The sequence below is a fragment of the Nocardia sp. NPDC001965 genome (assembly GCF_053594175.1).
The window spans coordinates 1-12,936 of record NZ_JBSFDZ010000018.1 but is presented as its reverse complement, the minus strand read 5'-3'; the positions used below and the strand labels follow the sequence as shown (position 1 = coordinate 12,936).

At 67.0% G+C, this 12,936-nt stretch carries 12 protein-coding genes and 1 tRNA gene; 10 read left to right on the top strand and 3 right to left on the bottom strand.

From position 1 onward, the window contains the following. Window positions 1–36: 36 nt before the first annotated feature. The 8 genes from ACWCPQ_RS23090 (at window position 37) to ACWCPQ_RS23055 (ending at window position 8,904) form a co-directional block, all read left to right on the top strand. Window positions 37–1,167: an MCE family protein gene (locus tag ACWCPQ_RS23090; protein ID WP_449902427.1), complete on the top strand. Its 1,131-nt coding sequence runs from the start codon at window positions 37–39 to the stop codon at window positions 1,165–1,167. Continuing rightward, a complete protein-coding gene (locus tag ACWCPQ_RS23085; RefSeq protein WP_449902162.1) occupies window positions 1,164–2,189 on the top strand; it encodes an MCE family protein in 1,026 nt (341 codons plus the stop codon). The genes ACWCPQ_RS23090 and ACWCPQ_RS23085 overlap by 4 nt, the downstream gene beginning before the upstream one ends. Further along, window positions 2,186–3,247 (top strand): MCE family protein, encoded by a 1,062-nt coding sequence (locus ACWCPQ_RS23080; RefSeq protein ID WP_449902159.1) that lies wholly within the window; start codon window positions 2,186–2,188, stop codon window positions 3,245–3,247. Before ACWCPQ_RS23085 ends, ACWCPQ_RS23080 begins: the two co-directional genes overlap by 4 nt. A 115-nt stretch (window positions 3,248–3,362) precedes the next feature. After that, window positions 3,363–4,682: an MCE family protein gene (locus tag ACWCPQ_RS23075; RefSeq protein ID WP_449902157.1), complete on the top strand. Its 1,320-nt coding sequence runs from the start codon at window positions 3,363–3,365 to the stop codon at window positions 4,680–4,682. Continuing rightward, window positions 4,679–5,953, top strand: coding sequence for an MCE family protein (locus ACWCPQ_RS23070; RefSeq protein ID WP_449902155.1), 1,275 nt, complete (start codon window positions 4,679–4,681; stop codon window positions 5,951–5,953). Before ACWCPQ_RS23075 ends, ACWCPQ_RS23070 begins: the two co-directional genes overlap by 4 nt. Next, the gene (locus tag ACWCPQ_RS23065) at window positions 5,950–7,416 is read left to right on the top strand and encodes an MCE family protein (RefSeq protein WP_449902153.1); all 1,467 of its coding nucleotides are present in this window, start codon (window positions 5,950–5,952) and stop codon (window positions 7,414–7,416) included. The genes ACWCPQ_RS23070 and ACWCPQ_RS23065 overlap by 4 nt, the downstream gene beginning before the upstream one ends. Next, window positions 7,413–8,321 (top strand): hypothetical protein, encoded by a 909-nt coding sequence (locus tag ACWCPQ_RS23060; protein ID WP_449902151.1) that lies wholly within the window; start codon window positions 7,413–7,415, stop codon window positions 8,319–8,321. Before ACWCPQ_RS23065 ends, ACWCPQ_RS23060 begins: the two co-directional genes overlap by 4 nt. A gap of 97 nt (window positions 8,322–8,418) precedes the next feature. Then, complete coding sequence (locus ACWCPQ_RS23055) at window positions 8,419–8,904, top strand: h domain protein (RefSeq protein ID WP_449902148.1); 486 nt, start codon at window positions 8,419–8,421, stop codon at window positions 8,902–8,904. A 211-nt stretch (window positions 8,905–9,115) separates the two neighbouring features. Here ACWCPQ_RS23055 and ACWCPQ_RS23050 read toward each other — a convergent pair. From ACWCPQ_RS23050 to ACWCPQ_RS23040, 3 genes are all read right to left on the bottom strand, one after another. Then, window positions 9,116–9,187 (bottom strand) — tRNA-Thr (locus ACWCPQ_RS23050). Between the two features lie 97 nt (window positions 9,188–9,284). Then, entirely contained in the window at window positions 9,285–9,515 is a 231-nt protein-coding gene (locus ACWCPQ_RS23045) for an MbtH family protein (RefSeq protein ID WP_063035441.1), read from the bottom strand. Between the two features lie 148 nt (window positions 9,516–9,663). Further along, a complete protein-coding gene (locus ACWCPQ_RS23040; RefSeq protein WP_449902145.1) occupies window positions 9,664–10,497 on the bottom strand; it encodes an alpha/beta fold hydrolase in 834 nt (277 codons plus the stop codon). A 144-nt stretch (window positions 10,498–10,641) separates the two neighbouring features. Between ACWCPQ_RS23040 and ACWCPQ_RS23035 the strand changes: the two genes are divergently transcribed. Both ACWCPQ_RS23035 and ACWCPQ_RS23030 read left to right on the top strand, forming a co-directional pair. Then, complete coding sequence (locus ACWCPQ_RS23035) at window positions 10,642–10,812, top strand: hypothetical protein (protein WP_449902143.1); 171 nt, start codon at window positions 10,642–10,644, stop codon at window positions 10,810–10,812. Between the two features lie 89 nt (window positions 10,813–10,901). Then, window positions 10,902–12,545 (top strand): alpha,alpha-trehalose-phosphate synthase (UDP-forming), encoded by a 1,644-nt coding sequence (locus tag ACWCPQ_RS23030; RefSeq protein ID WP_449902425.1) that lies wholly within the window; start codon window positions 10,902–10,904, stop codon window positions 12,543–12,545. Window positions 12,546–12,936 lie beyond the last annotated feature (391 nt).

Sequence of the window (12,936 nt, the reverse complement as noted above, 5' to 3'; positions counted from 1 at the left end):
CGGGCGAGCGCCGGGATCAAACTGGCCGGGGCGGGCATGGTGCTGGCCGCGGTGGCCGCGGTGGCCGTCTCGCTGACCATGTTCTTCGGCGGTTTCACCCCCAGCGTCGAGGTGACCGTATCCGCGCCGCGCAGCGGCCTGGTGCTGGATCCCGACGCCAAGGTCAAGGTGCGCGGGGTGCAGATCGGGCGGGTGGCCGGAATCGACCGCACGGTCGACGGCACGAATCTGCGACTGGCCCTGAACCCCGGTCTGCTACATCTGGTCCCGGCCAACTCGACCGTCGATATCCGCTCGACCACCGTGTTCGGCGCGAAATACATCAACTTCGTGATTCCGCAGGAGCCGGCCGCCGAATCGCTACAACCCGGTGCGCTGCTGGCCGCCGATCAGGTGACCGTCGAGTTCAATACGGTCTTTCAGCATCTCAGCGATGTGCTCGCCGATGTGCAGCCGGAGAAGCTGAATGCCACACTGGCCGCGCTGGGCACCGCATTGCAGGGCCGCGGCGAAAGCCTCGGCAAGTTGCTCGCCGACAGCGATTCCTACCTGCGCGAGATCAACCCGACGCTGCCCACCCTGCAGCGCGATCTGAACACCACCGCCGCGGTGACCAACCTCTACGCCGATGTCTCCGGTGATCTGCTGCGCACGGTGGACGGCGCGACGGTCAGCAGCCGGACCATCACCGAATCGGAATCCGAGGTGGATTCCATGCTGGCGAACCTCACCGGCCTGGCCGACACCACCGGTGCGGTTCTGCGCGACAACGAAGGGCAGATCGATACGGCCCTCGACCTGCTCCGCCCGACCGGTGAGCTGTTGAACGGCTACAAGGAAGCGTTGTTCTGCCTGATCGGCGGAAGTGCCAAGGCGCTGCCGCTGGGCGAGGCGGTCTTCGGTGGCGGACAGGAAGGTGTCGCCCTGAACACGGGATTCATGTACGGGTCTCCGCCCTACACCTATCCGAACGATCTGCCCAAGGTGAACGCCACCGGCGGACCACGGTGCGGAGGTCTGCTCGACCGGGTACCGGACAGCCATTCCGACTATGTCGTCACCGACACTTCGGAAGGGCATCCCTACACGCCGGTGACGAAGCTGCAACTGAACGCGCCCAAGGTCTTCCAGGTGCTGTTCGCCGGACTTCCAGGGGTGGGCCAGTGAAGAACACCGGTACCACCGTCAAACTCGCCGTCTTCACACTGGTGATGACCCTGATCTTCGCCGGCCTGGCGGTGGTCTTCTCGCAGATGCGGTTCTCCCGGGAAACCGGATACAACGCGGTCTTCACCAGCGCCTCGGGCATGCTGCCCGGCGACAAGGTCCGGATCGCCGGGGTACCGGTCGGATCCATCTCCTCGGTGCAGGTCGACGACGAATACCACGCCCACGTGAAATTCGACGTCGATACCGAATACCGGCTGCTGACCAGCACCCGAGCCACCATCCGCTACGAGAACCTGGTCGGCGACCGCTACCTGGAACTGCTCGAAGGCCCCGGCGAGGCGACCGCCCTGAACAAGGGCGGCACCATCGGCCTGGACAAGACCGCGCCCGCACTGGACCTGGACATGCTGCTGGGCGGGTTCAAACCGCTGCTGCGTGGACTCGACCCGGCGCAGGTCAACGATCTGACCAACGCGCTGCTGCAGATCTTCCAAGGACAGGGCGGGACGTTGGTCGAACTGCTCAACAGCGGCGGCTCGTTCACGAAAACCCTCGCCGACCGGGACGCACTCATCGGCAGCGTCATCGACAATCTGAACTCGGTGCTGAAGACCATCGACGACCGCGGCGACCAGTTCGCCACCACCATCGACGAACTGCGCCGCCTGGTGAGCGGGCTGGCCGCCGACCGTGATCCGATCGGTGCCGCACTGCCGCGCATCGCCGACGCCACCGCCGCGACCACCGATCTACTGGCCCAGGCCCGCCCAGACCTGGCGGCGACCATCGCGCAGACCGGGCGGCTGGCCACCAACCTCGACAACGGTTCGGACACCGTGCAGTGGGTGCTCGACAAACTGCCGGCCACCTACCGCAAGCTGATCCGCATCGGTTCCTACGGTTCGTTCCTGCAGCTGTACGTATGCCGGACGAACTTCCTGATCGACGGTCCGGACGGGAAACCGCTGCTGCTCGAACTGCCCGGTGAGCAGACGACCGGAAGGTGTGCCAGCGAATGAAAGAGCAATCGCGCGCGGTGACCATCGGCATCGTCGGGTTGGTACTCGCCGTGGCGGTGGCATTGTCGGCCCTGCAGTTCGAACGGCTGCCGTTCATCCGCGGCGGGGCGACGTTCACCGCCAACTTTGCCGACGCCGGTGGTCTGGTGACCGGCGACGATGTGGAGGTCGCGGGGGTCAGGTCGGGCAAGGTCGAGGACGTGGAGCTCGACGGTGCGCAGGTGCTGGTGCGCTTCAGCCTGGACGAATCAATTGTGCTCGGCGACAAGACCTCGGCCGCCATCAAGACCAACACGGTGCTGGGACGCAAATCGCTGGCCGTCAACCCGGCCGGGGACGGGGCGCTGAAGGTCACCGACACCATTCCGCTGGCCCGCACCACCTCGCCGTACTCGCTCAACGAAGCGCTCAGCGACCTCGCCGGCACCGTGGGCGACCTGGACCTGCAGAAGGTCGACCAGACACTGGACGCGTTGTCGGCGGCCTTCGCCGACACCCCCGCACCGCTGCGGTCGGCCCTGGACGGCGTCACCGCGCTGTCGAAGACCATCAATGCCCGCGACCAGGCGCTCTCGGATCTGCTGACCCGCGCACAGGATGTCACCAAGATCCTGGCCGACCGGGCCGATTCCATCAACGCGCTACTGGTCGACGGCAACCAGCTGCTCGGCGAACTCGATCGGCGGCGCACGGCCATCAGCCAGATGATCGTCTATGTGAACGCGCTGGCCCAGCAGCTGTCCGGGCTGGTGCACGACAACGAAGCCCAGCTGAAACCGGCACTGGACAAACTCAACTCGATACTCGATCTGCTGCAGCGCAACCGGGACAACATCAACGGCGCGCTCGACGGCCTGGGTCCGTTCGCCGCGGCGCTCGGTGAACAGGTGGGCAGCGGACCGTACTTCAACGCCTATGTCGTCAACGCCAGCAGTGAGACGCTGCACCCGCTGGTGGACGCGCTGGTGTGGCCGCAGCATCTGCCCGATTCGCTGCGCGCCTATCTGCTCGAACCCGGTCCGAAGATCGGCCCGTCCGTACAGGAGCCACCTCGATGAGGCGATACTGCGATACCTCCGCCTTCGCTACGGCCTCCGCGGACGGCATGGTGCGATACCCCCGCGTTCGCTCCGTTTTCCGTGGACCGCATGAACCCGTTCGGAGGGCAATGCTGTGACGACTCTGACGGACAAGGTTCGGGCCGTTCCACGGAAGTGGGTGGCGATCGTCGCCGGTGTCGTGGTGGTGGGGCTGGTGGCGTTCGGCGGATATACGGCGTTCCAGCGGATCACCGAGAACGAGATCACCGCCTATTTCACCTCGACCAGTGGCCTGTACGCGGGCGACGATGTGCGGGTGCTCGGGGTGCCGATCGGCAAGATCGACAGTATCGAACCGGGCAAGGACCAGGTGAAGGTGACGATGTCGGTGGACAGCGGCATCGATCTGCCCGCCGACGCCCGCGCGGTGATCATCGCGCCGTCGCTGGTATCGGCCCGGTTCATCCAGATCGCGCCCGCCTACACCGGTGGCGACAAGCTCACCGACGGCGCCGAGATCCCGCTCGAGCACACCGCGGTCCCGGTCGAATGGGACGACATCAAAACTGAACTGAACAAACTGTCCACCGCTCTCGGCCCGGTCGGTGACGACCCCCAGGGTTCGTTCGGCCGGTTCGTCGACACCGCGGCCGACAATCTGGACGGTAACGGCGACAGCTTCCGCGCCACCCTGCACGAACTCTCGGCCACGCTGACCACGCTGTCCGACGGTCGCACCGATCTGTTCGGCACCATCCGCAATCTGCAGAAGTTCGTGGACGTGCTCTCGAAGAGCAATGATCAGATCGTCGAATTCGGCGGCCGGTTGGCATCGGTATCGGGTGTCCTGGCCGGGGTTTCCACCGACCTCGGAGCGGGACTGGACAATCTGGACCTCGCGCTCGGCGATGTGCACCGGTTCCTCGACGGCAGCGGTACCGAACTCACCGAGGGTGTGCAGCGGCTCGCCGATGTCACCCAGATCCTGGTAGACAAGCGACCGGAACTGGAACAGGCACTGCATTCGGGTCCGACCGCGCTGGTGAACTTCTACCAGATCTACAAACCCGCCCAGGGCACCCTGACCGGCGCCATCTCGCTCAACAACTTCGCCGATCCGGTGAGCTTCCTGTGCGGTTCGGTTCGCGCCCTCGAACAGAATCAATCCGATACCAGCGCCGACCTCTGCGCCCAGTATCTCGCCCCGGTGCTCAGCTCGCTGGCCATGAACTACCTGCCCATCATGACCAACCCGGCCACCGGTGTGACGGCGTTCCCGAACCAGTTGCAGTACACGACACCGGATCTGGCGGGCAAGGTCGATCCGCAGAAGGTCGGCCCACCGGCCGCACCGGAACCCGCGCCGATCACGGTGCCCGCCGGGGTCGCCGGGCTGGCCATTCCCGGTGTGCAGCTTCCCCAGATTCCCGGCCTGCCCGGAGGAGGACGATGATGCGCCGGCTCGAGCTGCGGCTGCCGGGCGCCCGGCGCCGGATCGCCGCGGTGGGCGTCGGGCTGGCAGTGGCGCTGTCGGCCACCGCCTGCCAGTACGACGGACTCAACTCGCTGCCGATGCCCGGTACCGAGGGCACCGGCGACGGCTCCTACAAGGTCCGGATCCAGATGCCGAACGTGACCACGTTGACCCGGAATTCGCCGGTGCGCGTCGACGATGTCGCGGTCGGCACGGTGACCGATATCGAGGTCGAGGACTGGCACGCGCTGGTCACCGTTTCGCTGAACCCCGATGTGGTGTTGCCCGCCAACGCCACCGCCAAGATCGGCCAGACCAGTCTCCTCGGCAGCAACCACGTCGAACTGGCCCCGCCCGCGGATGTGGCGCCGCAGGGACGGCTCGCCGAAGGCGATGTCATTCCGCTGGACCGGGCCGGGGTGTACCCGACCACCGAGCAGGTGCTGTCCTCGCTGTCGGTGGTACTCAACGGCGGCGGTATCTCCCAGCTGGAGAACATCACCGGCGAACTGAACAAGGCGCTCGTCGGTAACGAAGACGAAGTGCGCGACCTGATCCCGCAGATGAACGATCTGATCCGCAATCTCGACGGGCAGCGCAACGACATCATCGCCGCGATGGAAGGGCTGGACCGGGTCAGCGGGCAGTTCGTCCAGCAGACCGATGTGGTGGCTGCGGCCATCGAGGAGATCCATCCGGCACTGACCGTGCTCGCCGACCGCCGGCAGAACATCACCACCACGATCACCAAGCTGGGTGAGCTCAGCGATGTGGTGAACCGCCTGATCGCCGCCAGTGGTGACGATCTGAAGGCGAACTTGGCGAATCTGGCCCCGGTTCTGCAGACCCTCGCCGATACGGGCGCCGACCTCACCGAATCGCTCAAGATCATCGCCTCGTTCCCGTTCCCGCTGAAGAACCTGGACAAGGCGATCAAGGGCGACTACCTGAACCTGTTCATGACCGTCGATCTGACCGGTGCGCGGCTGGATTCCAACTTCCTCACCGGTACCGGGCTCGGCGGTATGTTCGGCGGCGTCGAGGTGGCACTGGGCCAGGTCGCCGGAGCCGCCGGCCAGCAGGGCAACCCGCTCACCGCGCCGCTGGCGCCGCCGCCCGGTGCGCCCGCCGCCGGTGAACAGCCGCAACCGACGATTCCGGGGCTGCCGCCGATTCCCGGCCTGCCCGCCATTCCCGGACTGACCGTGCCGATGCCCGGGGAGCAGCCGCAAGGGGGCGAGGGCCGGTGACGCTGTCCCGATTCGTTCGAATCCAGCTGACGATCTTCGCGATCCTCACCGTGGTCGGTCTCGCCGTCATGGGCGGCACCTACGTCGGTGTGCCCGCGCTGCTCGGGATCGGCCGGTACGAGGTCACGGTGGAGCTGGCCGCTACCGGCGGGCTCTACCAGAACGCCAATGTCGCCTTCCGCGGTACCAATGTCGGGGTGGTCCGAGAGGTGCGGCTCACCAGCGAAGGGGTCGAGGCGAAGCTGTCGGTCGACAGCGACTACAAGATCCCGGCCGATTCCTCGGCGCTGATCCGCAGCGTGTCCGCGATCGGTGAACAGTACGTCGATCTGGTGCCCCCACCGGATCCCGGCGATGCCGACCTGTACGACGGCAGTGTGATCCCGGTGGACCGGACCGAACTTCCGCAGGATGTCGGCGCGCTGCTGGATCAGGCCGACCGGCTGCTGGCCAGTGTCGCCGACACCCGGCTGCGGCAGGTCATCGACGAGGCGTTCAAGGCATTCAACGGTGCCGGACCGGATCTGCAGCGTTTCCTCGACTCCGCCTCGCTGCTGGTCCAGGAAGCCAACGACAATGTCGGGCCGACCAAACAGCTGATCGAGCAGATCGGCCCGCTGCTGGACACCCAGGTGAACTCCGATGCCGCCATCCGTTCGTGGACCCGGGACCTGGCGACCGTCACCGACACGCTGCGCGCGCACGATCCGGCGCTGCGCAGCATCCTCGCCAACGGCCCGTCCGCGCTGGAGCGGGTGAACCAGCAGTTCGACGATCTGCGGCCCACACTGCCGCTGTTGCTGAACAACCTGGTGAGCCTGGGCCAGGTGGGTGTCACCTACCACTCCGGTCTGGAACAGATCCTGGTGGTGTATCCGCCGCTGATCGCGGCCCTGCTCACGGCGGTACGCGGGCCGATGGAATACGGCGCGCTGGTCGACTTCATGACCGTGCTCAACGATCCGCCGCCGTGCACCACCGGCTTCCTGCCGCCGGACCAGCGGCGCGACCCGAGCCAACTCGATACCCCCGACACGCCGAAGGGCCTGTATTGCAAGGTCCCGCAGGATGACAAGACCGCGGTTCGCGGTATCCGCAATACGCCGTGTATGGAATATCCCGGCCGCCGGGCGCCGTCGCCCGAATTGTGCCGCACCGGTTACGTTCCGGAGGGAACCAACCCGCCGTTCGGGCCGCCGCAGCCGGTCGCACCGACCGAACCTCCCGGACCGGTGGCGCCCGCATCCGCGCCCGATGCGGCGCCGGGGGTTGCGGGAGTACCCGCAGCACCTGCTAGTTTTTCGGGCGCAAGCACCCCCGCCGCCGCCCTCTCCTACGATCCGGCCAGCGGGGTCTACACCGGCAGCGATGGAGGCAGCTACCGTCAGGGTGATATCGCCCCCGGCGGTTCGGGCACCGTACCCGCGGATTGGCAGGCAATGTTCGAGGAGCAGCAACGATGAGCGAGACCAAGGACCCCGGCCGCACCCGCAGGCGGGCCAGCCGGACGGCGGGCCCGCCCCCGGCCGAGGCGGACGCGACCGAGAAGCTCGAAGCCGGCGCCGCCGAGCCCGGGTCGGCGGCAGCGGCCCCGGCCGCCGACGAACCGGCTGCCGCTGCGGCGACCACCGAATCCGCCACCGCGAAATCGGCGGCCGCTACGACCGAAGCCCCGACCGAGAAGGTCGCGGTCGCCGGTAAGCCCGATGCCGAGGCCGCGACCGAGAAGATCGTGACCGCAGAGACCGCCGAGGGTGTGCCGGCGCCGGCCTCCGAGGCGGCGGGGAAGTCCGCGGAGACCGTACGACTGGACAAGGGCGACAAAGCCGCGGACGCCGCGGACGATGCCGATCCGGACCGGCCGGAAGCCACCGGAACCCGGTCCTGGAAGCGTATCGCCGCGCTCGCCGCGGCGGCGGTGCTGGTGATCGGCCTGGTGGGCGTCGCCGTTGTCTCCGTGCTCGCGGTGCAGTCCACGCAGCAGCGCGACGAGCGTCGCTCCGAATACGTGGCGACCGCGCGGCAGACCGTTCTCAACCTGACCACCATTCGCGCCGATACCGCCAAGGAGGATATCGACCGCATCCTCACCATGGCCTCGGGTGATTTCAAGACCGAGTTCGACGGCCGGGTGGATCCGTTCACCGAGATCGTCAAACAGGCCAAGGTCGTCTCCACCGGTGAGGTGGTCGAAGCCGCCGTCGAACGCGACGACGACGAATCCGCGGTGATCCTCGTCGCGGCGAAGCAGACGCTCACCAACGCGGGATCGCAGGAACAGCAGCAGCGGTTCTACCGGTTCCGGGTGACCGTGCAGCGGGCCGACGACGGGACGCTGACCGCCTCGGACGTGAAGTTCGTGGCATGACCGGACAGCGCCCGGAGGCGGTAGCTCGCGTAACCACGGAGGGCGATGTCCGGTCATGCCCAGGTGAACACAGTATGACCGGGCGGAGGAACTGAGAATGAGTGTGCGTAACAAGATCCTGATCGGTCTCACCGCGGTGGTCGTCGTGGCAGCGGCGGTGGTGGCCGGTATCGGCGGCTACCGGTACTGGGATTACCGGCAGTCCGAACAGTCCCGCACCGACGCGGTCGCCGCCGCGACCCGAACGGTATCGGCCATGTTCAGCTACGAATTCCAGACGGTGGACAAGGAACTGCCCAAGACCGCCGAGGACCTCGCCCCCGATTTCAAGGCCGACTACCTCGAACTGATCGACAAGGCGATCGTTCCGGGCGCCAAGGAGAAGGAACTGACGGTCAAGGCGACCAGTCAGGCCGGGGGAGTCGTCTCCGCCGACCGGGCGCACGCCGTGGTGCTGCTCTTCCTGAACCAGGTGACCACCAGTAAAGAGAGCCCGCAGGGCACCACCACGGGCAGCCGGGTCCGGGTGGCGCTGGACAAATCCGACGACCGGTGGCTGGTCGCGTCGGTCACCCCGATCTAGCCCGCAGCCGGGTCCGGAATCACGGAGAAGAGCCCTCCACCGAAGCGGTGGAGGGCTCTTCCGCTGCTGGATGACCCCGCGCCGGATCGAACACCGACCTACGGCTGAGTGCGCCCGGGCCGTCTCGCGGCAGGATGAGTCGCCGCGCGGCGGGACGAAAGTAAACCGCCGGTCCGCTCGCGAGTGCGAGTGAACCGGCGGTTTCGTCCGGAGCCCCCTGTCAGGATTGAACTGACGACCTTTCGCTTACAAGGCGAGTGCTCTACCACTGAGCTAAGGAGGCGAGAAGCGGAGCCATCATAACCGTACGCGACCGCCGCGCGACACCTGATTACGGTGCCGCACAGCGGTTGTACGGATCGACCGGCTCCGCGAGCGACCTACTTGCGGGCCGCCTCATCCGCCGCCATGGCGTCACGCAGGCTCTTGGGCCGCATATCGGTCCAGTTCTGCTCCACGTACTCCACACAGGCGGCGCGGCTTTCCTCGCCGAAGACCACCCGCCAGCCGGCCGGGACTTCGGCGAAGGCGGGCCACAGGGAGTGCTGTTCTTCGTCGTTGACCAGAACGAAGAAGCGGCCGTCCTCGTCGTCGAACGGGTTGGTGCTCATTTCACCTCACTGGGGTGCTCGTGGGTTGTGGATTCGGATCTGTGTGGGCCCACCCCGGCGGCTCGGGTCTGGATCTCCGGCTGCCGCGTCGCGAACCCAAACGATGTGTCGACACTAGCAAGCTCGGCGTTAGCTGTGGGTCCTCCCCTCACGAGGCGAAGAATTCCAGCAAGATCTTGTTCACCGCGTCCGGGCGCTCCAGATAGCCGTAGTGCCCGGCATCGGGAACCTCCTGGTACCGGCCGCCCGGAATGGCGTCGGCGACCTCTCTGGCCAGGTAGGGCGGGATCATCCGATCGTCGGCGAATCCGACGGCCAGACACGGCACGGTGATACCGCGGTAGGCGTGCAGCCGATCGAAATCGTGGTCCATGCGGCGCTGGGCCCGGATACCGGGCGGAACCGGACCGCCGGTGAACTCGAACAGATCCAGCCAGTCCCGGGCCTTGTTCGTATCGGCCATGGTGGCGGGCGAGAGATTCATCACCGCGGTCAGCGCGGCGTCGTATTTGGCCGGCAGCCGGACTTCGTTCGCGTCCATCTCGTGTTCGCCCAGCGACAGCGTCTTCTGGAACTGGTCCAACCGGCCGTGTCCGGCCAGGAACACCGCCTTGCGCACCAGTTCGGGCCGGGCCAGCGCGAGCTCCTGCGCCACCCGGGCACCCATCGAGGTGCCGGCCACCAGGGCGGGTCCTTCGTCCAGGAATTCGATCAGGGCTGCGGTATCGGCCACCATCTCGTGGATGGTCATTCCGTCCGCGGCCTCGTAGGTGGGCGCGATACCCCGGTTGTCGAACGTGCACACCCGGTACCCGGCCGCCAGCAGGGCCGGCACCTGGTGCAGTTCCCACACCCGGCCGGGACTACCGGTGCCCATGATCAGCACCACCAGCGGGCCGCCGCCTTTGACGTCGGTGCCCTTGGCACGGTCTCCCTTGACCTGATAGTTGAGCGATATTCCGTTCACCGTGGCCAACGGCATGCTTCGGGCCCCTTCCTCATCGTTTCTGCTGCCAACGGTATAGCCCCGGGGGCCCCGCTACGTTACCCGCGGCGGGAGCGACCACTTCCATGGACAGATACCATTGACATTTCACATACAAGCGCACCTGCCGGGAGGATCGAGATGGCCGCGAAGAGCAGCGCCAACGGTATCGCCGACGACGAACTGGAACCCCTCGCCGACGAGACCGCTCGTCAGGCGCAGCGGGTCGTGGCCGCCTATGCCGCCGATGCCGACGAATGCCGGATGCTTCTGTCGATGCTCGGTATCGGCCCGGGAGTCCGCGCCGAGTAAACAGCCACCGGCGCCAACGGCGACGTCGGCGGACCCACACACAACTACATGGCGTACAGCGCCGCGCAAAGGATGCGTGAGTGGACCAGATGACCGATCAGCCGTCCAGCAGCGATTCCGCCCCCGAGGATGAAACCGCCGTGTCCGTCGACCGGCCCGGAGAACGCAACGGTTCCGGGCCGGTGGAGAGCCCGATCGATCCGGCCGAGGCCCTCCCCGAAGCGGTGGACGCCGAACCCCTGCGTGAGCGCGGGGCCGGTTCCGGCTTTGTGGTCGTGGCCAACCGGCTACCGGTCGACCTGGAGAAGCTGCCGGACGGCAGCACTCGCTGGAAGCGCAGTCCCGGTGGTCTGGTGACCGCACTCGAGCCGGTGCTGCGCAGTAATCGGGGCGCCTGGGTCGGCTGGGCCGGTGTGCCGGACGTCGACGTCGACCCCATCGTCGAGGACGGGCTGGAACTGTTTCCGGTGCCGCTGTCGGCGCAGGAGGTCGCCGACTACTACGAGGGTTTCTCCAACGCGACCCTGTGGCCGCTGTACCACGATGTGATCGTCCGTCCCGTCTACAACCGGGCCTGGTGGTCGGCCTACGTGCAGGTGAACCGGCGCTTCGCCGAGGAGACCGCGAAAGTCGCCGCCGAGGGCGCCACCGTCTGGGTGCAGGACTACCAACTCCAGCTCGTACCCAAGATGCTGCGGATGCTGCGCCCCGATCTCACCATCGGATTCTTCCTGCACATCCCGTTCCCGCCGGTGGAACTGTTCATGCAGATGCCGTGGCGCACCGAGATCGTGGAAGGACTGCTCGGGGCCGACCTGATCGGCTTCCATCTCCCCGGCGGCGCCCAGAACTTCCTCTACCTGGCCAGGCGCCTGGCCGGACAGCCCACCTCTCGCGGCACCGTCGGTGTGCGGTCGAAGATGGGTGTGGTGCAGGTCGGTTTCCGCACGGTCCGCGTCGGTGCCTTCCCGATCTCCATCGATTCCGCGGGTCTCGACGAACATTCACGCCGTCGTTCGGTCCGCGAACGCGCCGCCCGCATCCGCGCCGAACTCGGCAGCCCCAAGAACATCCTCCTCGGTGTCGACCGCCTCGACTACACCAAAGGCATCGACATCAGGCTCAACGCCCTCGAGGAACTCCTGGCCGAAGGCCGTATCGACCCGGCCGAAACCGTGATGGTGCAGCTGGCGACCCCCAGCCGGGAACGCGTCGAGAGCTATATCCAGATGCGCGGCGATATCGAACGGCAGGTCGGCCGCATCAACGGTGAATTCGCCCGCGTCGGCTACCCGGTCGTCCACTATCTGCACCGCCCCATCGCCCGCGAGGAACTCATCTCCTTCTTCGTCGCGGCCGACGTCATGCTGGTGACCCCGCTACGTGACGGTATGAACCTGGTCGCGAAGGAGTACGTGGCCTGCCACTCCGGCCTCAACGGCACCCTGGTGCTCAGCGAATTCACGGGCGCCGCCGCCGAGCTCCGCCAGGCATACCTGTGCAACCCGCACGACCTCGACAGCGTGAAGGACGCCATAGTCGACGCCCTCACCGACGACCGCGAAACCCGGCGTCGCCGGATGCGTTCGCTGCGCAGGCAGGTCCTGGCCCACGATGTGGACCGGTGGGCCAGGGCATTCCTGGACGCGCTGGCCCAAGGACAGGTCGCGGGCAAGGCGCTGATGGCCGACGTCGACAACGAGTACGAGGACTCCGGGCCGCACGCGGACTAGCCTGGGGGACCACGTGTCCCGGAAGCGAGCGTGGGTGGGGGGTGGCGACGGCGATCCGAGATACCCGGAGCTGCAATCGGCCCGCATCGGACGGGGTCGGGCGGGACGAACCCACGATTCGCGTTCGCGGGCGGGGGTGTCGGTATTCACGATCGACGCCTGCACGGTCGGCGGCATTCGTTATCGGGGCTCACCGCTCGTGAAGGTGGGGTGGGCCTGTTCGTGAAGGTAGGGGAAGTGGGCATGCCCTTGTGAAGGTGGGGGAGGCGGGCCTGTTCGTGAAGGTGCTGTGTTTTCGGCGCGCTGGCGCGCGCGGGGGTTGAGGCCCCCGGAGTCTCGCCGTTCAGGCCTCGAGACTCGCGCCTGCGGCGCATCGCTTCGAGGCCTGAAC

Coding starts and splice junctions, on each gene's coding strand:
- ACWCPQ_RS23090 (WP_449902427.1), top strand. CDS start 37: ATGGTGCTGGCCGCGGTGGCCGCGGTGGCCGTCTCGCTGACCATGTTC.
- ACWCPQ_RS23080 (WP_449902159.1), top strand. CDS start 2,186: ATGAAAGAGCAATCGCGCGCGGTGACCATCGGCATCGTCGGGTTGGTA.
- ACWCPQ_RS23070 (WP_449902155.1), top strand. CDS start 4,679: ATGATGCGCCGGCTCGAGCTGCGGCTGCCGGGCGCCCGGCGCCGGATC.
- ACWCPQ_RS23060 (WP_449902151.1), top strand. CDS start 7,413: ATGAGCGAGACCAAGGACCCCGGCCGCACCCGCAGGCGGGCCAGCCGG.
- ACWCPQ_RS23055 (WP_449902148.1), top strand. CDS start 8,419: ATGAGTGTGCGTAACAAGATCCTGATCGGTCTCACCGCGGTGGTCGTC.
- ACWCPQ_RS23045 (WP_063035441.1), bottom strand. CDS start 9,515: ATGAGCACCAACCCGTTCGACGACGAGGACGGCCGCTTCTTCGTTCTG.
- ACWCPQ_RS23040 (WP_449902145.1), bottom strand. CDS start 10,497: ATGCCGTTGGCCACGGTGAACGGAATATCGCTCAACTATCAGGTCAAG.
- ACWCPQ_RS23035 (WP_449902143.1), top strand. CDS start 10,642: ATGGCCGCGAAGAGCAGCGCCAACGGTATCGCCGACGACGAACTGGAA.
- ACWCPQ_RS23030 (WP_449902425.1), top strand. CDS start 10,902: ATGACCGATCAGCCGTCCAGCAGCGATTCCGCCCCCGAGGATGAAACC.